This is a genomic window from Streptomyces sp. NPDC051051, assembly GCF_040682975.1.
Lineage (GTDB): Bacteria > Actinomycetota > Actinomycetes > Streptomycetales > Streptomycetaceae > Streptomyces.
Genome location: NZ_JBFBCB010000064.1, coordinates 13,830 through 36,704, shown reverse-complemented (window position 1 = coordinate 36,704; position 22,875 = coordinate 13,830). Strand labels below are relative to the sequence as shown.

Below are 22,875 nucleotides of genomic sequence, written 5' to 3'. Positions count from 1 at the left end.
GGTCCCCGTAAGACCGCCCCCACACGATCGAAGCCGCGCTACACTCCGCCCGCCCGGCGAAAGACCAGGTCAGACAGCGAAATCCTGCTGGAGTATTAGTACTCCAGCCGTAGATTGTTATGCGCCCTGGTCTTGGGCCTGTCTGCCACTGGCGGAAACTCAGGTGGCCTCAGCGCACGATCTGGGTAGAGTCGGGCGATGCCCGAGCTGAAGCGGCTGCATGTCGGCCACGCCCCGGCGGTCCTGGCCTTCGAGCTGGCGAACCGCACCTACTTCGCTGCTTCGATCTCCGACCGTGGCGACGACTTCTTCGACCAGTTCGCGGACCGGTACGACGCCTCGCTGGCCGAGCAGGAGGCTGGCATCTGTGCCTTCTACGTGCTCGTCGACGAGGACGGCTCGGTAGTCGGCAGGTTCAACCTGTACGACTTGGAGGACGGCACTGCCAGACTCGGCTACCGGGTCGCGGAGCGGGTCGCCGGCCGCGGCGTGGCGACCGCGACCGTCCAGGAGCTGTGCCGGATGGGGGCAGCGATGCACGGCCTGCGCACACTGCGGGCGGCCACCTCCCACGACAACGCCGCGTCCCGGAAAGTCTTGGCCAAGGCCGGGTTCGTCCCGGTTGGCCCTGCCACCCCGGCCGATCTCGGCGGCAAGTCAGGCACTTGGTACCAGCGCGACCTCCAGCCATAGACCTTGCTCCTTCAGCCTGGGGGTCATCGGCCTCGAGGTCTCTGGTTGCACCGACGCATCGACGCTGGCAGGAAGGTTGCCGCAGACGCGGGACATCGGATACCTGCTTCTGCAAGGCAACGTCCTGCACTATGGCGCCGCCAACACCTGAGCCTTGCTGTTCCGGGTGGGCACGAGCCTGCGGTAGCAGATGAAGGTGCAGGCGATGCTCGTGGAAGCGAGAAAGTGTTCCGTTTTGCGCTTGTAGCGGCGGTGGAGGCGTCGGCAGCCGGCGAGCCAGGTCATGGTGCGTTCGACGGTCGAGCGGTGACGGTCCAGCCGCGTCGAGGTCTCGATGCCCTTGCGGGCGATGCGGTGGGTAATGCCACGCTCGCGTAACCATCGCCGCAGGTGCGAGTGATCGTAACCCTTGTCTGCGTGGAGCTTGCCCGGCTTGCGTCGCAGACGTCCTCGGCGGGACCGGATCGGCGGTGTGCCCTTCACCAGAGGGGTGAGCGCCTGGCTGTCGTGCAGGTTCGCGCCGGAGATCCCGGCGGACAGGGGCAGACCGGTGCGCTCGGTGATCAAGTGGATCTTCGAGCCGTACTTGCCCCGGTCGACAGGATTCGGGCCTGTCAGGCCTCCTTTCCAGGGCCCGCATGGTGACCGAGTCGATCGCGCAGCGGGACCAGTCCGACTCGCCTCGGGAGCCGAGTTCGTCGAGGGCCAGGCGGTGGAGCTTGGCCCACACTCTGGCCTTTGTCCACTCGGAGAAGCGCCGGTGAGCTGCCGTCCCCGACGGTCCGAATGACGCTGACGGCAACTGCTGCCATGTACAGCCGGACGTGGACATCAGCCTGATCGCGGATCTCTTCACGCCGAGGCGTGCCCGCCGGGAGGACCGCTCAGCTGTCGTGTTGCCCGAGGCGGCGCTTGATCGCGTCGGCGCGTGCGAAGGACGGAGGTCCATCACCTGAAGCCGATTCCTTGCGGGCGCAGGAACGGGAATACGGCTGGGTCCCGATCGCGTTGCCTCGTTTCGCGACGGACAGTCGCCGGCATCCGTCGTTCCGGACTTTGTGGCATCTCCGGGGCCCTGACTCGACTGCCATGTTCGGGGCCCTGACTCGACTGCCATGTTCGGGGCCCTGACTCGACTGCGCTGCAGATCGGCGCTGTCGATCACGGTGCGGGGCGGTCTCGTCCGGCGCCGTGTCCGGGGCTCGATTCACAACGCGGTGGGCCGTGGTCCAGCATAGGGAGGGGACAAGAGGCGATGACTCTTCGTCAGTTCGAGTATGCCCTGGCTGTTGCCGAGGCGGGCTCGGTGACGGCGGCGGCGGAGTCGTTGCATGTCGCTCAGCCGTCGGTGTCGCAGCAGATCCGCAGTCTGGAGAGGGAACTCGGCGTGACGCTGTTCGCCCGCACGCCGACCGGACTGGTGCCCACCGCGGCCGGTCGCGCGTTCCTGCGGGACGCGGAGGTCGCGGTGAGGGCGGCGCGACGGGCGAAGGCGACGGCGCGGGCCGGTGCCGACGAGCCGGAGGGCGAGCTGGTGGTCGCGGCGCAGATGGGACTGGGCACGCGTCAGCTGCCGGGCGCACTGAGCGCGTTGCGCCGCCGTTTCCCGCGGCTGGAGATCACCGTGTTCGAGGAGGCCAACCCCGCCGAGCTGGAACGACTGGCGCGCCGGGGAGTGGTGGACCTCGGCCTGATGAGCGGGCCGTGCAAGGAAGGCCTGTACGAGGGCCACCATCTCGGCGACGAGGAGTTCGTCGTGGTGCTGAGTCCCGAGGACGCGCAGCTCGCCGAGGACCGGGTCGAGCTGCGCGACGTGGCGCGGAAACCATGGATCAGGTTCGACCACGCCGGCGCGCTCGACGCCGTGCTGCGGGACAACGGACTGGCTCCGACGACGGTCGCCCGCGTCTCCCAGAAGGCGACGGCGGTGCGCTGGGCCGCACACGGGCTGGGAGTGACGCTCGTTCCGACCTCCGCGGTGCCCCCCGGGTTCGAGCACCTCACACGTCCCGTCTTTCCCGCCGTCTTCATGCCCACCGTCGCCGCGGTCCGGCCCGGCGCGGGCCCGGCGGAAATGGCCCTGCTCGAATTCCTGCGTCAGGAGACCTGGTACCGCACCGGCTTCTCCAGCAACGGGTCAGCGCCTGCTCACAACTGGGTGACGCCTCCGTCCACCACGAATTCGGTGCCCGTGGTGTAAGTGGCGTCGAAGGCCAGGAATGCCATCGCCCTGGCGACTTCTTCCGGAGTCCCGAAACGGCGCATGGGGTTCTCCGCGACCCGTTCCGCCTTGAACTGATCGGCGGCCTCTTTGCTCATCGTGTTCTCCAGGATTCCCGTGTCGACGGGACCGGGGCTGATCGCGTTGACGCGGATCCCGCGGGGAAGGAGCTCGCTGGAGAAGCTGCGGGCCATCGAGCGCAGCGCTGCCTTGCCGGCCGCGTAGACACTGGTCTCCGGCATGCCCATGACGTTTGCGGCCGAGGTGGTGAGGACGACGCCGGCGCCCGTGCTCAGCAGCGGGGCGAGCTTCTGCACGGTGAAGAAGGCGCCCTTGACGTTGATCGCGAACGATTCGTCGTACATCTCCTCGGTCGTCGACGCGAAAGGCATGGCACTGGTGATGCCGGCATTGACGAACAGGGCGTCCACCGTGCCGAGTTCGTTTCGTACGTAGGCAGCCAGAGCGTCCAGGTCGGATAGGGAGGCCACGTCGCTCCGGACGGCCAGCGCGTTGCTGCCGAGGCGCTCCGTCGCGGCGACGAGGGCGGTCCGGGAACGGCCGGTGATCACCACGCGTGCTCCGGCGTCCACCAGCAGCCTCGCCGTCGCGAAACCTATGCCGCTGCTGCCGCCCGTGATCACAGCGCTCTTTTCGCTGTACTTTTCGTTCATTTCCGGGATCCTTGTTTCTTCATTTCTTTGTCCAGGTCCTTCTTTCGCTTCGTCGGCGTCACCCCACGGGGAATTCGCCGCCGTCCACGGTGAGGTTCCTTCCGGTCAGCCAGCTCGCCCGGTCCGATACGAGGAACAGCACCGCGTCGGCGATGTCGTCGGGCCGGCCGTCGCGTCCCAGCGGAGGGGCGGTGTTGTCCCGGCCAGGTCCCTCGTCCAGGCTCGCCCACTGCTCCCGCGTTGCCTCGCCACCGGGGGTGGTGGTCCTGCCGGGAGACACCGCGTTGACCCGGACTCCGAACGGGGCCAGTTCCAGGGCCAGCCCCCGGCTGTAGTTCTGCAGCGCCGCCTTCGCCGCCGTGTAATGCAGGAACGGCGGTGCCGAGGTGGGAACGGCGGCCGTGGAGACGTGCACGACCGCGCCCGAACGCCGTTCACGCATACCCGGAGTCAGCAGCGAGTCCAGCCGCACCGACGCCAGGTAGTTCAGGTCAAGCTGGTCCTGCCACTCCTCGTCGGGGATGGCCCAGGTGTGCTGGAACGGTCGCGCTCCACCCGCGTTGTTGACCAGGATGTCCACCCCGCCGAGCGCTTCCTGCGCGGCCCGGGCGACTGTCTCCGCCCCGGCCCGCGTCCGCACATCGGCCTCCACGAAGGCGGCGCCCTCCGGCACCGTGCTCGTCCTCGACCTGGCGGTCGTGAGTACCTCGGCGCCCGCGTCCAGGAGTTGGCGCACGATGGCCGCCCCTATTCCGCGCGAACCGCCCGTGACGAGGGCTCGCCTCCCCGTGAGTTCTCGCATTTCTGAATCGTTCTTGGCTGTGATCATGTCACCGGCCCTTTTGGTTGCATACGGTCCGCTCGACTGGAAAGAGGCGATGTGTGCAGGGCGTCAATTCCGGAGAACCGCGGTGCGTATTTCGCCTTGTCGAGCTGTTTCACCGTAGGTCCGAGCCATATTCAGAGGCAAAGACGAAAAACGAGCAGGTGCTATAGGGGTTGCCTATGGCCAACCCGTGACCAGGCGGTGTGCAGTGTGACTGCGGTGGGCGCGGGCAGGACTGTCGTCGGTCACGGCAGGCCGGGCCGGGCCGAACGGTGTGGCGTCTGGTCGAGGTGTGAGGAGGAGGGGCGGAGCCGTCGGTCGGCCGGGTCCCGTCGCGGCTCCAGCGAGGACCGGCCTTGCGATGGGATGACACCGGCGGGCGTGGCTGGAGCCCGTCCGGGCGATCGTGTGCGGAGACGGATGACGGGGGCTGCGGCCGTGGCGGCGCCGAGGAAGACCGCGGGGCCCACCCGCCCGTCCACGGCGATCGCGGTGGCGGCCTGGTACTCACGGACCGCGTAGAGCGTGCTCGACCCGAACCGACCGTCCACCACCAGACCGGCGCCGTGCGCGTTGAGCAGGTTCTGCAACTCCGTGACGCAGCCGCTCTCCTGGCCCTGCACGATCTCGCCGGGGCAGGAGGCGGAGGTCAGCTTGATCGGGGCCGGGGCCGCCGACGCGGGGCCGGCCCCACGCACGATGCCGGCCGAGACCATCGCCGCGGTGGCGGCGAAGGTCCCGATCCGGATCCGCCACCCCGGCCCGGTGCGGTGCCCGTCCCGATGCCGTGGGTTTTCGTCTTCGGGGCGAACGAGGAATGCGAGTCTTCCCATGGCGGCGAGGTTCTCCTTCGGTTGTCGGACAGCCGTCTGACGCACCGTCGCGTGATGGACCGTCGTGCTCGTCCGCGCTTTCCAGCCCGGCCCGCGTGTTCAAGAGGGCTGGAAGGACTGCCGGGACGAGAACGTGCGGAGCGGTGCGAGTGACGAGAGCAGAGTGGCGCGTGGCGGAAGGGGATGCCGCCGCTGCAGCCGAAGTGCGGTCATGATGGGATGCCTGCCGCGCTGACCTGCTGGGACACCGACCTGGACGACTGCACGGCGGGACGACGGAAACGGCCACCCGCCGACTCCTGTGAACGCGCCCCCGGCCCGTGCTCCCGGCAGCCGCCGGCGCTGGTGGACCAAGACCGACGACGGCGCGGTCGTCGGCGATGCGCTCAGGCGGATCTCGTGGACGGCGGCGTTCGGAGCGGGCGGCGGGCGGGAGCGACATCGGCGGACACCATGGGGCATGCACGACCCTCACGACCGGCATGCCCTCCCCGCGCGGCGACTGCCCGACAACTACGGGCAGTCGGACCGGTTTGGCACCCGTTGCTGCTGCAGCCGCACGAGCAACTCCTCACCCACGTCCCCGACTGCTCCAGACCGTGGCCCTCGAGGACCAACTCCGAGACTGGTCCGAGGAACTCCGCCGGCACTGTCGGCGAGGGCCGCGGTGGGAGCTTGTTGCCGCGGCTCGTTCCCGGATGCGACGGTCGTTCCACCGCGGCCTTCAGCCACCGGACCCTGCCTCGGTGAAGCGGTCCAGTCCGAGTACGGCGAGCAGTTGCAGCTTCTCGTGGCTCTCGGTCCGTGGCGGGGCGGTCAGCACGAGGAGGGTCTGGGACTGGTCCTCGGTGAACAGCGCCTGGCAGTCCAGTTCGAGTGCGCCGAGTTCGGGGTGGATGAGGGTCTTGTGGTCCTCGAAGCGCTGTGCCACCTCGTGCCGCTCCCACAGCTCGGTGAACTCCTCGTTCGTCTTCTGCAGGGTGCGCACGAGCTCACCGGCCCGGGACCGTGGGCCCCGCAGCCCGTAGGCGGCGCGCAGGCTCGCGACCTGGGCGCGGCTGTGGCGGTCGCGGTCGGCCTCGGGGTAGCGCGATCGCTCCATGGGGTCGGTGAACCAGCGGTAGACCGCGCTGCGGGCGAGGCCCGTGTAGCCCGATGCGTCGCCGAGCAGGGCGGCGGCCATCCTGTTCTGCACGAGCGTCTCTCCGAGGTCGGACAGGATGCACGCCGGAGTGTCGTCGAGGCGGTCCAGCACGCGCAGCAGCGCGGGGGCGACGTGGGTCGAGGACGACAGCCGCGCCGGAGCGTTGTGCCCGGCGATCCGGTACAGGTAGTTGCGCTCGTCGCCGGTCAGCCGCAGTGCCCGGGCGAGCGACGCCAGCATGTGCTCGCTCGGCTGCGGACCGCGTCGCTGCTCCAGCCGCGTGTAGTAGTCGGTCGACATCACGGCGAGGGACGCGACCTCCTCGCGTCGCAGACCCGGGGCCCTGCGGCGCGCGCCGGTGGGCAGCCCGACGTCCTCGGGCTGGAGCGCCTCGCGGCGGCGGCGCAGGAAGTCGGCCAGTGCTGCACGGTCCATGAGATCGATTGTCGCCCGGTCACGGTGGGCGAGCCAGGGATCGCCGATCCCCCGATAACCGGTCTCTGCACCTGCGGCGCCGAACCGGTGACAGTCGAGGCATGAACATCACCGGAAACACCGTCTTCATCCCCGGCGCCACCAGCGGCATCGGTCTCGCCCTCGCCCTCGAACTGCGGGCCAGGGGCAACACCGTCGTCGTCGGCGGCCGACGAGCCGAGCTGCTGGAACGGATCGCGGCCGAGCACCCCGGCATCGGCACGGTGCGGATCGACACCACGGACGCCGCGAGCATCGCCTCCGCCGCGAAGGAGGTCCTGGCGAATCACCCCGGCCTCAACGTCCTCGTCACGATGGCCGGCGTGATGAACATCGAGGACTGGCGCGATCCCGCGTCGTTCCTCGCCTCCGCGGAGTCCACGGTGACGACGAACGTACTCGGCCCGATCCGGCTCGTCGCCGCGTTCGTGGAGCACCTGCAGGCGCAGCCGGACGCCACGATCATGACCGTCTCCTCTGGTCTCGCGTTCACGCCGCTGAAGGTCACCCCGAGCTACAACGCGTCGAAGGCGGCGATCCACATGCTCAGCGAGTCCATCCGGCTGCAGTTCGCCGGCACCTCGGTGAAGGTCGTGGAACTCGTGCCGCCGGCCGTGCGCACCGCGCTCCTGCCCGGCCACGAGGACAACGAACTCGCCATGCCGTTGGACGAGTTCGTGGCCGAGACCGTCGCTCTGCTGGAGACGCAGCCCGACGCGAAGGAGATCCAGGTCGAGCGGGTGAAGTTCCTGCGCCACGGCGAGGCCCGCGGCGACTACGACCGGGTCGTCGCGACGATCAACGCCTCCGACCCGCACGGCAAGTAGTCCGGCGGGCCCGGCCTCCAAGATCCCTCCCCGGCCGCCGACCGGCGCTGCCGACCGACGACGGTCGTCCTGACCGCCGGGCAGGCCACCGGCAGTCCTCAGCTCGTCCCCGTCCTGAAGGAAGCGCGGGTGCGCGGCCCGGCCGACCGCACTCCCCGCCCCGGCCCGCCGCGGCGCCGGCACCCGGGCCTCGGTGCTCGGGGTGCACATGACGTGCCAGTCGGTGCGCGGCCGGACGAGGACGTGGACCAGGACGACGACGGCCTGACGGACCGTGCCGCCCGGCGTCGCGCCGGGGCGGGCCCGAGTGGGCAGAATCGTTCGGGTGGAAGCACACCAGTCACCGGAGAAAACCCCCGACGGGCACTTCGTCGTCATCAGGGGACGGAGATGGCGGGCAACCGATCCGTCCGTCCCCGAGGAGATCACGGCTCGTCTTCGACGTCACCTCATGTCGGCCCGTCGCGCGGTGCGCTCCGCGACGACTGCGGGTGACGCGAAGGCCGAGCGGGCGGCGCGGGCACGCGTGAACCGGGCGAAGGTCGCGCTGGGCGAACGGGGCACCCCCTGGTGGGACCAGTCCGAGGACGAGCGCCGACGCCGCTGGGAACAGGGGCTGGCGCGCCTCGATGCGGAGGCGCGGAACTGAAGACGACTGGTTGCAGCATCACCGACGCCTCCGCGGTCAACGTCGACCAGATACCGAGAGCGCCGGACGGGGCACCGGCCTGTCCCGGCTTTCGGCGCCCGGCGCCCGTGACAGCCTGGCGCTCTGTGAGGAGCAGGGTCCGTAATCGGGGCAGTACGGGGCGTCGCGATCAGCGTCACCGGAACGGAGGGCCGGGATCCGCGAGGAACACCGCGAGGTCAGGGCGACCGACCCGGTGCCAGCGCTGGGCACGGCCGGTGCACCTGCCCTGTTCGTGGGCGGCACGCTTGCAGCCTGGGACCGGGCGGCGCTTCCAGCCCGACACCGGGTTGTCGGCATCGGAGACCATGACGTCGACAAGTGGCGGGTACCGCATGTTTGTTGCGCGACCACCAGTGGGCGGCTGGGCAGTGGGCGCAAGCGGACCAGGGCAGTCGGACGGGGCACGCCTCGTCGCTCTCACCAAGGATGCGGTCTCGCCTGTCTTCTGAGGTGTTACAGCGGGGCGATCTCCACCCTGCCTGTGAACCGACCACCCACTTGACCAGCGAGCCAGTGAACGCGGGGGAACTGGTCGCCGTTCCGGTCCCGGACGTGCACGTGGACGGTGTGGTCCTGCGACGGCTCGTCCTGGTAGAGGTCCCGGGAATTCACTGTCAGGGTGAGGTACGCGTATTTCTGCGGGATCGCTTCCAGTCCCGCCTCGGGAACCGCGGGCCATGCGTCCAGGTCCCACCGGACAGCTGCGGGATCCGGCCCCAGAGTGGCGATGAAGGGTTCGGCGAGGTCCAGTGGACGACCCCAGTCGGACACTTGGATCGGCAGACACGCCGCAGGGTCGTCGCCGGCTCCCGACGAGCCGTGCTCCGCGCCGGTCGACGCCCGCCATTCGAGGTCGGGCAGTACGTGACGTACTCGTGCCAGGACATCCGGCGACCTGATCGCGGCTTCGAAGTCGACCTCTCCCCGAGCGATGTCTGCGATGCCCAGCAGAATGCGCACCGCGCGTATCGCTTCGGGTAGCTCGGCGGTTGTGAGGACAGCAGCCGCAGCGGAGTTGCTCATCCCGGAACCATAAGGCAGCACTCACGGCCACATGGTCGGTCTGGCGGGTCTTGATGGTTGTTAGGGCGTGCGGATCATTGACTCGTAGCTTTCCGCTCGGTGGGTCGTTGGTCTGAGATGAGCGGGTTAGCCTCGATCGTTCATGAGTCCTCATCGGTGTGCTGACGGGGACTCTGCGTTTGCGAGGTGCGGATTCTTCGGGGCTGGGGCAGGTTGACGGCCCGGTTGTCGCGTCGGGTGGGCGCCGGGTTCCGCTTTCCCGGTGTGGTGGTGCGGTTGTTGGGGCGGTTGAAGTGGCTGATCAGCCGGGGCTCGGCAAGGCATTGAGCCGGTCGATTGCCCGGGTGATCTCGTCGGTCCAGGGTCATCGGGTGGTGAAGCGGAGCCAACGGCGGCGGCCGGTGGTGACGAGTTGGGCGGCGGCGGAGAACAGCCGCAGGCGGAGCTTCTTGGGTTCCCAGCGGGGGGTCTTGCCGGTCAGGGCGAGCATCGGCATCCAGGCGAGGAGATCGAGCGGGAGGGAGACGATCTCCAGCCAGATCCGGTTCTGGGCTGTGTCGTGCAGGGGCAGGTTGCGCAGTCCGGTGTTGCGGGCGTTTCGGATGCGGTCCTCGCAGCGGGCGCGGCGGCGGTGGCGCAGTTCGAGGTCGGCGAGCTGGCCGCCTTTGGTGTTGGTCGCAAAGCAGGTCAGTCGCAGTCCGTCGAGGTCGGTGAAGCGCAACTGGACTCCGGGTGCGGGCGTTCCTTGCGGACGATCAGCCGCATGCCCTTGGGCCAGGTGCTCAGGTCGGGATGTCGGTGATCTCGGCGCCCAGGCGCCGGGCCGTTCGGTGCCGCCGGGGTCGTAGACCGGTGTCCATGCCTTCTTCGGGATCTTCAGGACGGCCTGGTGGATGGTGTCGGTGATGGTCATTCCGACGGAATACGACAGCCACCGGCCGGGTCGGGAGAGCCAGTCGAGGATGGCGTGGGTGCCGCCGGCGGAGTCGGTGCGGATCAGTGTCTGCCGGCCCCGCCGCAGGGGTCTGGGGAGTTGAGCCAGGGCGAGTTGGACTTGCGGAGCGTCTCGACCAGCAGCACCGCCCCGGCCTGTGAGACCGCCCTGCTGCCACCTCCCTCGACGCGGACATGCGGGTACAACCCGATACGCTTGCTCACCTGGAGAGTGCTTCTTTCCGTGCAGCCAACGGGACCCTGGACAAGTCCCATCGTTGCAGCTCAGAAGCACTCTCCGTTTATTTGATCAAGGCATGGACGTTCGTGAGAGCGCGAGGTTGGCCCTTGCCTGCGGTGATCGTGAGGTGGACGTCATGATGCTGTGCTCGCTGCAGGTGGGAAGGTGTCCTGCGTAGCAGGAGGGAACGCGTGACCGTGCCGGGCCGGTGCCGCTGAGCCGTCAGGGAAGTCAGTGCACTTCGATGTTGTTGTTGATGTCACCGACCGTGAAATTGATCAGGCCGCCGCAGGCGAGTAGGCAGAACCCGTTCGCAGGTGGCGTGGGGGGGACGGGTGGGGGCGCCGCTGAGACCACGACGGCGGTCGTGTTGCTCGAAGCGAAGCAGTTTTCGTTCCCGTTGTATGCGGCCGTGATTGTGTGAGTGCCGGTGGTCGTGAAGGAGATCGTGTGCTCCGCTTGTCCGTCCGCGCCGACGGGCGCGGTGTCCAGGATGTCGCCCCCGTCGAAGAACGTCACGCCGAGACCTCCAGTGGGGTCGGCCGCACAGGTGACGGTCGCGGTCAGTGTCACGGGTACCCCGACGTTTGCTGCTGGGGGTGACGCTGTGACCGTCGTCGTCGAGTCGACAGCTGCCGCTGCCGGTGAAGCGAGGCCCACTACGGCGGCCAGCGCCAGGATGGTGCCGGTCTTCCACATTCTTCGGTCCTGCCAACGTCTCACGGTTTCGGCTCCTTGATCGATCCGGGCGGAGGTCCGCCATGACTGGTCGGGGAGCGTCACGTTACGCGTCAGGTTCTCGCATTCCTGGGAGGCTTGAGCCTAGTCAACCCGCTTGGGCCAGAGGCATGGCGGGGCCGGGACCACGGTTTCGCAGATTCACGGACGGTGATGCGCAACGGTCCCTTTGTATGTCGGCAGACTCGCCCGGCGTCGAAGCATTCGCGCCCAAACCAGAAACGAAAACCGGCAAAGAGCCTCCGGGGAAGAGGGTCGGCACCCGTGTCGTCCAAGCGGTCTGGAGTGCCGATCTAGATCAGGGGAGAGGCGACACGCGTGTAGATGAGGGAGTTGCTGGTGCCGCCGATCGTGGTCACGTTGACGGAAACAGGGCCGGGTGCCCCCGTTGGGGCGGTCGCTGCAACCGTGGTGTCGGACAGCACGTTGAAGGCCGCGGGTGCGGCACCGAAGTGGACGGCGGTCGTGGTGGCCAGACCGCTGCCGGTGAGAGTGACGCCGGCTCCGGCGTCGGTGGGCCCCTGTGTGGGCGTGAGGGAGCCGAGGACCGGTGGAGTCACGTAGGTGTAGATGACGGAGTTGCTGATGCCGCCCGGGCCGGTGACGGTCACGGCTACGGAGCCCGCTCCTGCGGGGGCGACGGCGGTGATCTGGGTGGGTGAGTTGACGGTGTAGCTGGTGGCGGGTGTGCTGCCGAAGGTGACTGCCGTGGCCCCGGTGAGGTCGGCTCCGGTGAGGATGACGGTGGTGCCGCCCGAAGACGGTCCCTGGCTCGGCGACACGGTGGTGACGGTGGGCGCGTTGAGGTAGAAGAAGTAGACGGGACCGGTCGTACCGCCGGGCGTGGTGACGGTGATGGGTACGGCGCTTGTCCCTGCGGGGGCGACGGCGGTGATCTGGGTGGGTGAGTTGACGGTGTAGCTGGTGGCGGGTGTGCTGCCGAAGGTGACTGCCGTGGCCCCGGTGAGGCCGGTCCCGGTGAGGATGACGGTGGTGCCGCCCGAAGACGGTCCCTGGCTCGGCGAGGCGGCGGTCAGGGAAGGTTGTGCCGCGTAGGTATAGGGGACCGAGTTGCTGGTTCCGCCGGGCGTTTTGACGGTCACGGCAACGGTGCCGGTTCCGGACGGGGCTACTGCGGTGATCTGCGTGGGGGAGTTGACCGTGTAGCCGAGGGCCGCTTTGGTGCCGAACATGACGGCGGTGATTCCGACGAACCCGCTGCCGTTCAGGACAACATTGTTGCTGCCTGCCGCAGGGCCCGTGCTGGGTACGACCGCGGTGAGAACGGGTACGGCGGCGATGACGGCGGTGGGCCGGACCGCTCCAGCCGCGGGGGCGCTGTCTTTCACGGTGTCTCCGTAGAGTGTCGGGCGGGCCCGGGAGGGCCGAGGAGAGAGCTGACGGGCTTGCCCTGCCTCTGCCTCCTGGCGGGCGGGCGGTGGGGCCCCGGCCTGGGTGGGGTTTCCGGGCCGGGGGCTTGGGGGTGGACGGGCCCTGATGGGCTATCGCGTCCGCTCCGGACGGGCCGACCGCTGAGGGGCGGTCAGATGCCGGGGCCGGCGATGTAGGTGAACGCGTCCGCGAGGATGGCGCTGCCTGCGTCGTTGGTCACGACGACGTCGACGGGACCGCCGGTGCCGGGAGGCGTGACGGCCGACAGCGAGGTGTCGGAGATCACGGTGAAGGGTGCCGGGTTGCCGTCGAAGGTGACCTGGTTGGTGCTGGTGAAGCCGGTGCCGGTCAGGGTCACCGCGGTGCCGCCGGACTCCGGTCCCTCCGCCGGGACGACCGACGTCACCGTCGGGGCGGCGACGTAGGTGTACGAGAGCCCGTTGTTGGTGCCGCCGGCCGTGGTGACGCTGACGCCGACCGAGCCGGCCGCGCCAGCCGGTGCGACGACCGTGAGCTGGCTGTCGGACACCACCGTCGGCACCGCGGTGTTGGCACCGAAGGAGACGTTGGTGGCACTGGAGAATCCGGTGCCGTTGATGGTGACGGTGTCGCCGCCCGCGGTCGACCCGGAGGACGGGCTGAGGGACTGCTTGAACGGCGCCCCGACGTAGTAGAACGGGATCGGGTTGCTCGTCCCTCCCGGGGTGGTCACGGTGACGCCGACCGCTCCGGTGCCGGAGGGGGAGACCGCGGTGACCTGGGTGGGCGAGACGTTGGTGACGGAGGTGGCGAGTCGCGTACCGAAGCGCACGGCCGTGGTACCGGTGAGGTTGCTGCCGGTGATCGTGACGAGTGTGCCGCCGCCGCTGGATCCCTGGTTCGGGCTGATAGGCATGAGTGTTCCTCCTCGCTCGGAATGCGGTACATTGCCGAGCAGTGATGGGGCGTTCGGTCCGCTTACGTCCCGGATGAGGGCGAGCCTGCTCTCGTGTCCACTGGCCAAGTGGCATCTCGATGGCCTTGTGCCGATGCCCGGTCGACGGTCTGCAGCCGTCGGCGCTGTGCGCAAGGCCTGTCGAGAAGTACAGCCCGTCAGACGTCAGTTGCCGCCTGATCAGGGGGCTTGCCCGTGTCTGTTTGCGGACTCGAATGCCGCTGATTACTGACACGAGAATCAACCCAGCAGAGTGACAGGGCGACAAGGCTTTCGTCGCAGAATCATCCGTTCAGGTGAGCGCCACGGCGTGAAAACGGGGCACATCAGCGGCGCATTGACGAAGATCTGTTCATATATCTAATTCGTTGCAATCCGAGATTGTTGCGGTGGCGAAGCCGCGGGCCCCGGGGAACCTCGCGCTTTGCCGCGGAAGCAGTCGCCGCGCGGTACGCGGTGTCGGCTGGATACGCGCCTGCGAACACGTACCTCATTCGGGTGACATATGCCCTCAACTCTTGTCATGTGCGTGGGCCAATGGGCTACTCCGGAGAGGAGAACCACTGCGGCCATCGGTGCAGGGACCGGCCGACGACGCAGCCCGCCGATCGGCCGACAGACTCAGGGAGCGCCTCATGGCGGTCATACCGAACCAGGGATCCACGGGTGGGAGCGACGCGGTGACGCTCACCGGCAGCCATTTCACCGGCGCCACCAGCGTGCTCTACGACTCCCGCCGGGCTGCGAGTTTCACGGTCCCCAACGACTCCACCACCGCCACCGTCACCCCCTCCGGCCACGGCGCCGTTCCGGTCTCGGTTACCACCGCTGGCGGAACGGGCGTCGTCGGAAGTTTCTATTACCTGCCGCCACCCTCCTTCCGCCTCCCGCCGGCCCCTTGGCCGTCGGCAACACGGCGACCCTCACAGGAATCGGCCTCTACACCACGTACGAGGTCCTCTTCGGTGCGCAGGCCGCCGCCTTCACTGTCGACTCCGACGGTGAACTCACCGTCACCGGACCTGCGGCTGCCTCCGCAGGTCCGGTGACGATCACCGTACGAACCAGGGGCGGAACCGCCGGTGGGGTCGTCTACACCTATCTCGACTCGCCGTCCATCACTGTCTGTGCGGACGCGGTGGGCGACCTCCTGCGCGAGGAGGGCCTCAGCCCGCAGAGCAATGCCAAGACGCTGGAAGGCAAGCAGCACCCCGACCGGGACGCACAGTTCCGCCACCTCAACGAGCAGGCCCGCGATCACCAGGACTGCGGGGCTCCGGTGATCAGCGTGGACACGAAGAAGAAGGAACTGGTCGGCCCGTTCAAGAACAACGGCCGTGAAGGGGAGCCGAGAGGCGAACCGGTGCGGGCCGACGCCCACGACTTCCCCGACCGCGAGCTGGGCAGAGCGGTTCCCTGCGGCATCTACGGCGTCGCCGCGCACACCGGCTGGGTCGACGTGGGTACCGGCCACGACGCCGCCGCGTTCGCCGTCGAATCGATCCGCCGCTGATGGAACGGCGCCGGACGGGCCGCCGACCGCGATCGGGCCGGCCTGGTTCGCGCGGCGGGTGACCGCCTCAGCGTCGGGCAGGCCGAGCCGGCCAGGCCGACGGCGGCGGATGCCGCGAGGAACTGTCGTCGGTCCACGTCGCTGCCTCCGGGGTCTCACTCGAAATAATTACTTGGCTAGCCACATAATTGGTGTTACTTTTATGTGGCTGGCCACAGAATGCGGTCGGCGTGGCATCCCACTCGAGGAGACCCCAGTCATGAAGGCCATCGTTTTCGACGCGTTCGGCGGCACCGAGGTTCTGCACGAGGCGGAGATCGACACCCCCCAGCCCGGCCCCGGCCAGGTCCGTGTGCGGGTACGGGCTGTCGGCGTCAACCCGGTGGACGGCAAGATCCGCTCCGGTGTCATGGAGGCCATCTTCCCCACCACGCTGCCCGCCGTGCCCGGCGGGGAGATCGCCGGTGTGGTCGACGCCGTCGGCGAGGGCGTCGACCACCTGAAGGTGGGGGACGAGGTCCTGGGCTGGTCCGACACCGGCTCCTACGCCCAGTACGCCCTGGCGTCCGCGGCCGTCCTCGCGCCCAAGCCGGCCGGCCTGGACTGGACACACGCCGCCGCCCTGCCCGTGGCGAGCGACGGGGCCGAACGCGTGCTGGACCTGCTCGGCCTCACCTCGGGCGAGACGCTCCTGATCCACGGAGCGTCCGGCGCGCTCGGCACCATCGCCGTCCAGCTCGCCGTCGCACGCGGTGCCCGCGTCATCGGCACCGCCGGACGGGCCAACCAGGAGTACGTCACCTCGCTCGGCGCGAGCGCGCTGGTCTACGGGGACAACCTGGTCCAGCGGGTCCGCGAGCTCGCCCCCGGCGGGGTGGACGCCGTCTTCGACGCCGCGGGCAAGGGCGCACTGGAGGACTCCATCATCCTGCGCGGCGGCACCGACCGGATCGTCACCACCGCCGACTTCCGCGCCCGCGAACTCGGCGTCGTCTTCGCCGAGGGCCCGCAGCGCCGCTCCGCCGCCCGACTGGCCGAACTGGCCCGGCAGGCCGCCGACGGCACGCTGGTGACCACGATCAGCGCCGTCCACCCGCTGGCAGAAGCCGCCAAGGCGCAACAGGCCAGCGACGGCGGCCACAACCGCGGCAAGATCGTCCTCACCGTCGACTGACCTATCACCCCATTCTTGTGACCAGGGAGCAGCAATGCCCGACACCACCCCATCGGAGCTACCGGACGCCGCGCGCGACGGGCGGTTGAGCTACGCCGTCTTCCAGCTCGCCCGCGCCCACCGCGGCCACGCCGCCGCCATGCTGCGCGCCCTGAACCTGCACCCGGGACAGGAACTGCTGCTGATGCAGCTCTTCGACCGCGACGGCCAGACACAGACAGAACTGCTGGAGCGTGTCGGCCTCGACCACTCCACCGTCTCCAAGTCGCTGCGCCGCATGCAGGAGGCCGGACTGCTCACCCGGGAGCCCGCTCCCCACGACCGGCGGGTCATGGTGGTCAGCCTCACCGACACCGGCCGCGCCCTCAAGGAGCCCATCGCCGACATGTGGCGCACCCTGGAGCAGATCTCCGTACGCGATCTGACCCCTGACCAGGTCGAGATGTTCACCACGTGGGCGTACACCATCGAGAAGTCGGTCAGGGACCACAGCCGGCAGGCACCTGCCGAGTAGTCAGGCACGGGCAGGCGGCCCACTCGCCGGGCCGACCGCCCCCACACCGCGCGCGGCGGGGTGCCCCGAGGACAGCCCTCGCCGCCCGGGCAAGAGGGACGCGACACCGGCAGCAGGCGGGAGAGACTCCACCTGGGCGATCACGGGCGCTCGAGGTCCTTACCCCCACCGTCGGCAGTGAGGACGGCGCATCACCGGGGTGGCCGTGGGCCGGGGTGCCCGGCGCGCGCCCACCGCAACGCCATCGACGACAAGCTGCACGGCATCCCCCAAGCCGCCGCGGACACCGCCCGCGAGGGCGTAGCCAATGCGGTTGAGGTGGCGGGCAGCACTGGACCACACGCACCGGACGTGCTCCACGCGGCGCAGTAGTCCTTCGTCGACGGCTGGCAGCAGGCCATGTGGGCGGGCGCCGTCATCATGGGCGTCCTGTTCGTCCACGTCGCCCTCCGTGGTCCCAAGAACACTCCCTCCGCGGTCGCGGACGAGACGGACCCTGCTGAGACTGCCTCCGTCGGCTGACCGCACAAGAGCCGGGCCACAGCCGGAAGCAAAAGACAGAACCCCCGCCCACTGCCAACAACGCTCGTGGTCAATACAGCTAGGCTGTGCGCCGGTCGGCCCCAGGCGCGGGGTCTCAGGGGGCGGGGAACAGGATGTCCGTAGAACGTCACATAGCGGGAATGCTCCAGCAGATCGCCCGTCAGCAGGACATCGTCGAGATCGCCCCCCAGGGCTCCACGCCGAAGGCGGCCGCCCTGGCCCACGTGGCGGAGCAGTACGGCTACACGTACGGCATGGCGTACAGGACCGGGTTCAAGAACTCGCTCGTTCAGGTCCGGATGTACCGGGACCCGCAGCACGACGCACGCGTCCGCGAGGCGGCCACCATCGCCGCCCATCCGCAGGCGGGCAACGGAGGGACAGTGCCGGGTCTGGAGCAGGGCTCGTTGAAGCCGCTCCCCGAAGCGGCCGGTGCGGTGGCCGTGCTGAAGGACCTCGTCACCTTCGACGTCATGGCACTGTACGTCGCCGACCGGAGCCAGAAGATGCTGGGCTACCTCGCCTGCGTGGTCCTGACCGTCCTCCTGCTCATCGACAGGTCGCCGGTCGAAGCGGTCGCCTCCGGCGGGGCGGTCGCGCTGCTCTTCACCGTGGCGTTCAAGGTGGGCGCGATCCGTCGCGGGAAGATCGCACGGCGGCTGACGGACGCCGGGTTCCTCGCGGTGCGTGACGAACAGGGCGGCCAGCGGTTCCTGCGCCCGGGGCAGCAGTTGCCCGGCCACACCAACCCGTTCGCCGCCTGAGGCCCTGGCCTGCGGCGCAGGCAGGACCGGGACACCGCTGGGCAGTTGCTGCCGGCCGAGCTCGCTCAGCTGCTCGGCGTGTACGCGTCCCGGGTGATGACGAGGCGCGGCTCCACCGCCGTCACCGGCCTGGAGCTGATGACCGCCCTGTACCCGCCGACCCATGCCGTGCGGGACGATTGTCACTACGCGTGCCCGCCCTGGCCGCGCAGCCCAGGCTTCTACAGCGGGAGCGTGCCGGGAGGGCGTTGCGGGTGACGGTCCGACGATCCGGTCGTTGGACCGTCACGAAGATCACTTCCGGCATCCTCGTCGTGGCCGCTGCGGGCGGCGCCCTTCTGGCCGTCACCGCGCCGGCGCATGCCGACTCGGCCCTTTCCTCCCGAAGCTGCCGCGAAGTGACAAGTAGCTCTCTGTAGCAAAGCGGGGGTGCGCTAGTCCGGGTTTTCGATCTTCTGGTGTTGTTGAGGGAGTGGTTCCGCGAGGTTGGTCCGGTCACGACGACCGGAGGGAGCGCGGGTTGCGGCACGACTGGGAGCCGGAGGACCTGATCGAGGTCTGGACGCTGCTGGAGGAGGACCAGGAGCGGCTGCGGAACAAGTCGGGGGCGAACCGGCTGGGATTCGCGTTGTTGCTGAAGTTTTTCGAGGTGGAGGCCCGGTTCCCGGAGAATCCCGGCGAGATCCCGGCGCCTGCGGTGTCGTATGTGGCCCAGCAGGTGAAGGTGCCGTCCGAGGAGTGGGCCGGGTACGACTGGCAGGGCCGGGCGATCAAGCGGCACCGGGTGGAGATCCGGAGCGCGTTCGGGTTCCGGGAGTGCACCGCAGAGGACCAGGCGCAGCTCGCCGAGTGGCTGGTGGCGGAGCTTTGCGGGGTTGAGCTGAGCCGGGACCGGCTGGCGGAGGCCGTGGTGGTGCGTTGCCGGGGCGACCGGATGGAGCCGCCGGCGCCGGGACGCATCGCCCGGCTGGTCGGGTCGGCGGTGACCACCTTCGAGGAACGGTTCTGCGCGGCCACCGTGGACCGGCTGTCGGCGGCGACCCGTTCCCGGCTGGACGACCTGGTCGCCGAGGACACCGGCGGGCAGGAATCGGCGGGCGGCGGCGTGTCGTTCTTCTCCGAGCTGAAGGCGGACCCGGGTGCGCTGGGCTTGGACAGTCTGCTGGCGGAGGTGAACAAGCTCCAGCGGGTGCGCGCGCTGGAGCTGGCCCCGGAACTGTTCGGGGACGTGTCAGAGAAGGTGGTGGCGGCGTGGCGGGCGCGGGCGTCGAAGGAGTACCCCTCGGACTTGCGGGCGGCAGCCGGACCGGTGCGGTACACGCTGCTGGCCGCGCTGTGCCACGTGCGGCAGACGGAGATCACCGATTCGCTGGTGGAACTGTTCATCCAGCTGGTGCAGCGGATCAACACGCGGGCGGAGAAGAAGGTCGAGGGCGAGTTCACCAAGGACCTCAAGCGGGTCCGCGGCAAGGAGGGCATCCTGCTGCGGCTGGCGGAGGCCGCGGTCGCGGAGCCGGGCGGCACGGTCCGTAAGGTGATCTTCCCGGTGGCCGGGGAGTCGACGCCGAAGGCCCTGGCCGCGGAGGCCGCGGCGAACGAGGCCCGCTACCGTGCCCGGGTGCGCACGGTGCTGCGGTCGTCGTACTCGGGGCACTGGCGGCGGATGCTGTCCCCGCTACTGGGGGCGCTGGAGCTGAAGTGCAACAACACCGCCTACCGGCCGGTGATGGACGCCATCGACCTGCTGAAGCGGTACCTGGACCAGCCCATTGCCAAGGAGGGCGCGTTCTTCGAGGAGTCGGAAAGGATCCCGCTGGCCGGGGTGGTGCGCGAGGAGTGGCGCAAGGCAGTGGTGGACGAGCGCGGCCGCGTCGAGCGCATCCCGTACGAACTGTGCGTGTTGGTCAGCCTGCGGGATGCGCTGCGGCGCCGGGAGATCTGGGTGCCGGGGCGGTGGCAGAACCCGGAGGATGATCTGCCGCCGGACTTCGAGGACAACCGCGACGTGCACTACGACGCGATCCGTCAGCCGCAGGGCCCTGGGGCCTTCATCGGGGCCCTTCAGAAGCGGCTGCGCGAGGCCCTGACCCGCTTCGACACCGCCCTGGAGCTTGGCACCACGGGCGGAGTGGACATCGTCAGGAAGCACGGCGAGCCGTGGATCAAGGTCTCGCCGCTGGGCAAGCAGGTGGAGCCGGAGAACCTGGTGGCGCTGAAGGCAGAGATCGAGGGGCGCTGGGGCACCATCGATCTGATCGACATCCTGAAGGAGGCCGAGTTCGCCACCGGCTTCACCTCGGAGTTCGCCTCGGTCGCCACGAGGGAGGCGGTCCCGAAGGCGGTGCTGCGGCGCCGGCTGCTGCTGGTGCTGTTCGCGCTGGGCACGAACATGGGCATCAAGCGGGTAGCGGTCACCGGCAAGCACGGCGAGAGCGAGGCCGTCCTGCGCCGGGTACGGCACCTGTTCGTCAACCGCACCAACCTGCGCGCCGCCCTGGTCCGGCTGGTCAACGCCACCTTCGCGGCCCGCGATGCCGCGTGGTGGGGAGAGGGCACCGCCTGCGCGTCGGACTCGAAGAAGTTCGGTTCCTGGTCCAGCAACTTCATGACCGAGTGGCACCAGCGTTACCGAGGGCCCGGCGTGATGATCTACTGGCACGTCGAGCGGAAGTCGCTGTGCGTCTACTCCCAGCTCAAGTCCTGCTCCGCGTCTGAGGTCGCCGCGATGATCGAGGGCGTGCTGCGGCACTGCACGGACGTGGAGATCGACCGCCAGTACACCGACACCCACGGCGCCTCCATTGTCAGGTTCGCCTTCGCCCACATGCTCGGCTTCAACCTGCTGCCCCGGCTGAAGAACGTCGGCTCCGCACGGCTGTACCGGCCGGCGGCCGGTGAGGACGAGACCTGGCCGCACCTGGCACCGGTGCTGTCGACCAAGACGATCGACTGGGACCTGATCGCCCAGCAGTACGACCAGATCGTGAAGTACACCACCGCCCTACGCCTGGGCACCGCCGAGGCCGAGCAGGTCCTGCGCCGCTTCACCCGCGGCGGGCCCAAGCACCCCACCTACCGGGCAATCGAGGAACTCGGCCGGGCAGTGCGGACGGCATTCATCTGCGACTACCTCGCCGACGCCGACCTGCGCCGCGAGATCAACGACGGCCTCCAGGTCGTGGAGAACTGGAACTCCGCCAACCACGACCTGTTCTACGGCAAGGACGGCGACCTGACCGGCTCCGACAAGGAGTCCCAGGAAATTTCGATGCTCGCCCTGCACCTGCTCCAGTCCGCGCTGGTGCATGTCAACACCCTGCTGCTCCAGGACATCCTGAGCGAGGAGATGTGGCAGAGGCGGCTCACCGACGCCGACCGGCGAGCTCTGTCCCCGTTGTTCTGGACCCACGTGAACCCTTACGGCCGGTTCGAACTGGACATGAATTCCCACCTCGACCTCGCCACTGTGGCACCAGCCTAGGTGGCCTGACCTGAATCGTCGGTCAGAGCAGCCGCGGTCAAGGTGAGGTGCTGGACCAGGACCGCGGCTGCGGTGTCGGCGTCGCGGGCCAGCGCTGCCTCCTCCAGCCTGCGGTGTTCCTCGGCGCCGTCCCGGTCGGGGTTGCGGTGCGCCGACCAACGGCGGGCCAGCTCGCTCGCGGTCCACATCCGGTCGAAGGTCTCCAGCAGTGCGCGGTTGCCGCACCCCTCCAGCAACGTGCGGTGGAAGGCCCTATGAGCTTCGGCCCAAGCGCCGGTGTAGTACTCGCTCTCCTCCGGCGCGTATGCCGGAGTGCGCACCAGACGATGGTGGGCGGCTCGCACGCGGGCCTCCCAGTCGACGTCGCCGCGCTCGATGGACATGCGCAGTACGACCGGTTCGACGGTCCGACGGGCTTCCGCGATCTCCTGCCAGCGGCGGTCGGAGAAGGACGGGACGGCGAAACCGCGGTTGGGCAGCCGGTCGGCGAGCCCCTCGCCGACCACCCGCACGAGCGCCTCGCGCACCACAGCCAGGCTCACGCCCTGCTCCTTGGCAAGATCCTGCGGCTTGAGGGGGGCGCCAGGGGGGTGGTCCCCACGCATGATCGCGTCCCGCAGGTGTGCGTAGACCTGCTCGGAAAGCATCTGCTTCCCCGGCGGGGTCGAGGAGTGCGCCGTCTGATCCATGAGCCCATCCTAGACGATCCACTAGATAATCGATTATCCGTGTTACGGTCGATTCAGTAGCCGATGAGGACGTCCTCGTCCGGAAAGGAACGACCGCTGTGCCTGCCAACGACCCCTTCGCCCGCCTCCCTCAGGCGGCCTCGTTCACCGTCTCCAGCACCACCGTCACCGACGGCGCCGCGTGGCCGCCCGAGCAGCACTCCTCCGGCCTGCCCGGCGGGAAGGACACATCCCCGCAGCTGTCCTGGAGCGGCGCCCCGGACGGCACCAAGAGCTATGCCGTCACCGTCTACGACCCCGACGCCCCCACCGGGTCCGGGTTCTGGCACTGGGCGGTCGCCGACATCCCTGCCACCGTCACCGAGCTGCCCGAGGGCGCCGGCGACGACACCGGCTCACAGATACCCGAGGGCGCCTACCAGTTGCCCAACGACGCCCGCGTGGCCCGCTACATCGGCGCCGCCCCGCCGGCCGGACACGGCCCGCACCGTTACTTCGTCGTCGTGCACGCCCTCGACATCCCCTCGACAGGCGTCCCGGCCGACGCCACACC

The 22,875-nt window shown here is 69.2% G+C and carries 20 protein-coding genes and 5 pseudogenes; 13 read left to right on the top strand and 12 right to left on the bottom strand.

Annotated features, from left to right (window positions below):
• Positions 1-198: 198 nt before the first annotated feature.
• On the top strand, positions 199-693 hold the full coding sequence (locus AB0N31_RS32405; protein WP_366062058.1) for a GNAT family N-acetyltransferase: 495 nt from the start codon (positions 199-201) through the stop codon (positions 691-693).
• 129 nt (positions 694-822) lie between these two features.
• On the opposite strand, the pseudogene AB0N31_RS32400 reads toward AB0N31_RS32405, so the two are convergent.
• Positions 823-1,540: pseudogene (locus tag AB0N31_RS32400) on the bottom strand (IS5 family transposase); the annotation flags it as partial.
• A 408-nt stretch (positions 1,541-1,948) separates the two neighbouring features.
• Between AB0N31_RS32400 and AB0N31_RS32395 the strand changes: the two are divergent.
• A complete protein-coding gene (locus tag AB0N31_RS32395; protein ID WP_366062057.1) occupies positions 1,949-2,893 on the top strand; it encodes a LysR family transcriptional regulator in 945 nt (314 codons plus the stop codon).
• Here AB0N31_RS32395 and AB0N31_RS32390 read toward each other — a convergent pair.
• From AB0N31_RS32390 to AB0N31_RS32375, 4 genes are all read right to left on the bottom strand, one after another.
• The gene (locus AB0N31_RS32390) at positions 2,842-3,588 is read right to left on the bottom strand and encodes an SDR family oxidoreductase (RefSeq protein WP_366062056.1); all 747 of its coding nucleotides are present in this window, start codon (positions 3,586-3,588) and stop codon (positions 2,842-2,844) included. The genes AB0N31_RS32395 and AB0N31_RS32390 overlap by 52 nt on opposite strands.
• Positions 3,589-3,646: 58 nt before the next feature.
• On the bottom strand, positions 3,647-4,417 hold the full coding sequence (locus tag AB0N31_RS32385) for an SDR family oxidoreductase (RefSeq protein WP_366062055.1): 771 nt from the start codon (positions 4,415-4,417) through the stop codon (positions 3,647-3,649).
• A gap of 242 nt (positions 4,418-4,659) precedes the next feature.
• Positions 4,660-5,247: a peptidoglycan-binding domain-containing protein gene (locus AB0N31_RS32380; RefSeq protein ID WP_366062054.1), complete on the bottom strand. Its 588-nt coding sequence runs from the start codon at positions 5,245-5,247 to the stop codon at positions 4,660-4,662.
• A 724-nt stretch (positions 5,248-5,971) separates the two neighbouring features.
• Positions 5,972-6,826 (bottom strand): helix-turn-helix transcriptional regulator, encoded by an 855-nt coding sequence (locus AB0N31_RS32375; RefSeq protein ID WP_366062053.1) that lies wholly within the window; start codon positions 6,824-6,826, stop codon positions 5,972-5,974.
• Positions 6,827-6,927: 101 nt separating this feature from the next.
• On the opposite strand from AB0N31_RS32375, the gene AB0N31_RS32370 reads away from it, so the two are divergent.
• Together AB0N31_RS32370 and AB0N31_RS32365 are read left to right on the top strand one after the other, a co-directional pair.
• Positions 6,928-7,692: an SDR family NAD(P)-dependent oxidoreductase gene (locus AB0N31_RS32370; RefSeq protein ID WP_366062052.1), complete on the top strand. Its 765-nt coding sequence runs from the start codon at positions 6,928-6,930 to the stop codon at positions 7,690-7,692.
• Between the two features lie 325 nt (positions 7,693-8,017).
• A complete protein-coding gene (locus AB0N31_RS32365; protein WP_366062051.1) occupies positions 8,018-8,341 on the top strand; it encodes a hypothetical protein in 324 nt (107 codons plus the stop codon).
• 495 nt (positions 8,342-8,836) lie between these two features.
• On the opposite strand, the gene AB0N31_RS32360 is transcribed toward AB0N31_RS32365, so the two are convergent.
• From AB0N31_RS32360 to AB0N31_RS32335, 6 genes are all read right to left on the bottom strand, one after another.
• Positions 8,837-9,406: a hypothetical protein gene (locus AB0N31_RS32360; protein WP_366062050.1), complete on the bottom strand. Its 570-nt coding sequence runs from the start codon at positions 9,404-9,406 to the stop codon at positions 8,837-8,839.
• Positions 9,407-9,770: 364 nt separating this feature from the next.
• Entirely contained in the window at positions 9,771-10,403 is a 633-nt protein-coding gene (locus tag AB0N31_RS32355; RefSeq protein ID WP_366062060.1) for a transposase, read from the bottom strand.
• Complete coding sequence (locus tag AB0N31_RS32350; protein ID WP_366062061.1) at positions 10,403-10,564, bottom strand: hypothetical protein; 162 nt, start codon at positions 10,562-10,564, stop codon at positions 10,403-10,405. The genes AB0N31_RS32355 and AB0N31_RS32350 overlap by 1 nt, the downstream gene beginning before the upstream one ends.
• A gap of 247 nt (positions 10,565-10,811) precedes the next feature.
• A complete protein-coding gene (locus AB0N31_RS32345) occupies positions 10,812-11,279 on the bottom strand; it encodes an Ig-like domain-containing protein (RefSeq protein ID WP_366062049.1) in 468 nt (155 codons plus the stop codon).
• A 332-nt stretch (positions 11,280-11,611) separates the two neighbouring features.
• Positions 11,612-12,667 (bottom strand): IPT/TIG domain-containing protein, encoded by a 1,056-nt coding sequence (locus AB0N31_RS32340; protein WP_366062048.1) that lies wholly within the window; start codon positions 12,665-12,667, stop codon positions 11,612-11,614.
• 194 nt (positions 12,668-12,861) lie between these two features.
• A complete protein-coding gene (locus AB0N31_RS32335; protein WP_366062047.1) occupies positions 12,862-13,605 on the bottom strand; it encodes an IPT/TIG domain-containing protein in 744 nt (247 codons plus the stop codon).
• A 674-nt stretch (positions 13,606-14,279) separates the two neighbouring features.
• Between AB0N31_RS32335 and AB0N31_RS32330 the strand changes: the two are divergent.
• From AB0N31_RS32330 to AB0N31_RS32295, 8 genes and pseudogenes are all read left to right on the top strand, one after another.
• A pseudogene (locus tag AB0N31_RS32330) lies at positions 14,280-14,468 on the top strand (IPT/TIG domain-containing protein); the annotation flags it as partial.
• A gap of 71 nt (positions 14,469-14,539) precedes the next feature.
• Positions 14,540-14,734: pseudogene (locus AB0N31_RS32325) on the top strand (IPT/TIG domain-containing protein); the annotation flags it as partial.
• Between the two features lie 24 nt (positions 14,735-14,758).
• Positions 14,759-15,154: pseudogene (locus tag AB0N31_RS32320) on the top strand (ISAzo13 family transposase); the annotation flags it as partial.
• Positions 15,155-15,416: 262 nt separating this feature from the next.
• Positions 15,417-16,331 carry an NADP-dependent oxidoreductase gene (locus AB0N31_RS32315; RefSeq protein WP_366062046.1) on the top strand — a complete coding sequence of 305 codons (915 nt, stop codon included), beginning with the start codon at positions 15,417-15,419 and terminating at the stop codon, positions 16,329-16,331.
• A gap of 34 nt (positions 16,332-16,365) precedes the next feature.
• The gene (locus AB0N31_RS32310) at positions 16,366-16,845 is read left to right on the top strand and encodes a MarR family transcriptional regulator (protein WP_366062045.1); all 480 of its coding nucleotides are present in this window, start codon (positions 16,366-16,368) and stop codon (positions 16,843-16,845) included.
• A gap of 231 nt (positions 16,846-17,076) precedes the next feature.
• A pseudogene (locus AB0N31_RS32305) lies at positions 17,077-17,367 on the top strand (MFS transporter); the annotation flags it as partial.
• Positions 17,368-17,528: 161 nt separating this feature from the next.
• A complete protein-coding gene (locus AB0N31_RS32300) occupies positions 17,529-18,152 on the top strand; it encodes a hypothetical protein (RefSeq protein WP_366062044.1) in 624 nt (207 codons plus the stop codon).
• Positions 18,153-18,672: 520 nt separating this feature from the next.
• Entirely contained in the window at positions 18,673-21,633 is a 2,961-nt protein-coding gene (locus AB0N31_RS32295) for a Tn3 family transposase (protein WP_366062043.1), read from the top strand.
• Here the strand turns inward: AB0N31_RS32295 and AB0N31_RS32290 are convergent.
• A complete protein-coding gene (locus AB0N31_RS32290) occupies positions 21,630-22,322 on the bottom strand; it encodes a GntR family transcriptional regulator (RefSeq protein WP_366062042.1) in 693 nt (230 codons plus the stop codon). The genes AB0N31_RS32295 and AB0N31_RS32290 overlap by 4 nt on opposite strands.
• Positions 22,323-22,420: 98 nt before the next feature.
• Here AB0N31_RS32290 and AB0N31_RS32285 point away from each other — a divergent pair.
• Positions 22,421-22,875, top strand: a 455-nt coding sequence (locus AB0N31_RS32285; RefSeq protein WP_366062041.1) for a YbhB/YbcL family Raf kinase inhibitor-like protein, incomplete at its 3' end; no start/stop codon positions are given.

Coding starts and splice junctions, on each gene's coding strand:
- AB0N31_RS32405 (WP_366062058.1), top strand. CDS start 199: ATGCCCGAGCTGAAGCGGCTGCATGTCGGCCACGCCCCGGCGGTCCTG.
- AB0N31_RS32395 (WP_366062057.1), top strand. CDS start 1,949: ATGACTCTTCGTCAGTTCGAGTATGCCCTGGCTGTTGCCGAGGCGGGC.
- AB0N31_RS32390 (WP_366062056.1), bottom strand. CDS start 3,588: ATGAACGAAAAGTACAGCGAAAAGAGCGCTGTGATCACGGGCGGCAGC.
- AB0N31_RS32385 (WP_366062055.1), bottom strand. CDS start 4,417: ATGATCACAGCCAAGAACGATTCAGAAATGCGAGAACTCACGGGGAGG.
- AB0N31_RS32380 (WP_366062054.1), bottom strand. CDS start 5,247: ATGGGAAGACTCGCATTCCTCGTTCGCCCCGAAGACGAAAACCCACGG.
- AB0N31_RS32375 (WP_366062053.1), bottom strand. CDS start 6,826: ATGGACCGTGCAGCACTGGCCGACTTCCTGCGCCGCCGCCGCGAGGCG.
- AB0N31_RS32370 (WP_366062052.1), top strand. CDS start 6,928: ATGAACATCACCGGAAACACCGTCTTCATCCCCGGCGCCACCAGCGGC.
- AB0N31_RS32360 (WP_366062050.1), bottom strand. CDS start 9,406: ATGAGCAACTCCGCTGCGGCTGCTGTCCTCACAACCGCCGAGCTACCC.
- AB0N31_RS32345 (WP_366062049.1), bottom strand. CDS start 11,279: ATGTGGAAGACCGGCACCATCCTGGCGCTGGCCGCCGTAGTGGGCCTC.
- AB0N31_RS32335 (WP_366062047.1), bottom strand. CDS start 13,605: ATGCCTATCAGCCCGAACCAGGGATCCAGCGGCGGCGGCACACTCGTC.
- AB0N31_RS32315 (WP_366062046.1), top strand. CDS start 15,417: ATGAAGGCCATCGTTTTCGACGCGTTCGGCGGCACCGAGGTTCTGCAC.
- AB0N31_RS32310 (WP_366062045.1), top strand. CDS start 16,366: ATGCCCGACACCACCCCATCGGAGCTACCGGACGCCGCGCGCGACGGG.
- AB0N31_RS32300 (WP_366062044.1), top strand. CDS start 17,529: ATGCTCCAGCAGATCGCCCGTCAGCAGGACATCGTCGAGATCGCCCCC.
- AB0N31_RS32290 (WP_366062042.1), bottom strand. CDS start 22,322: ATGGATCAGACGGCGCACTCCTCGACCCCGCCGGGGAAGCAGATGCTT.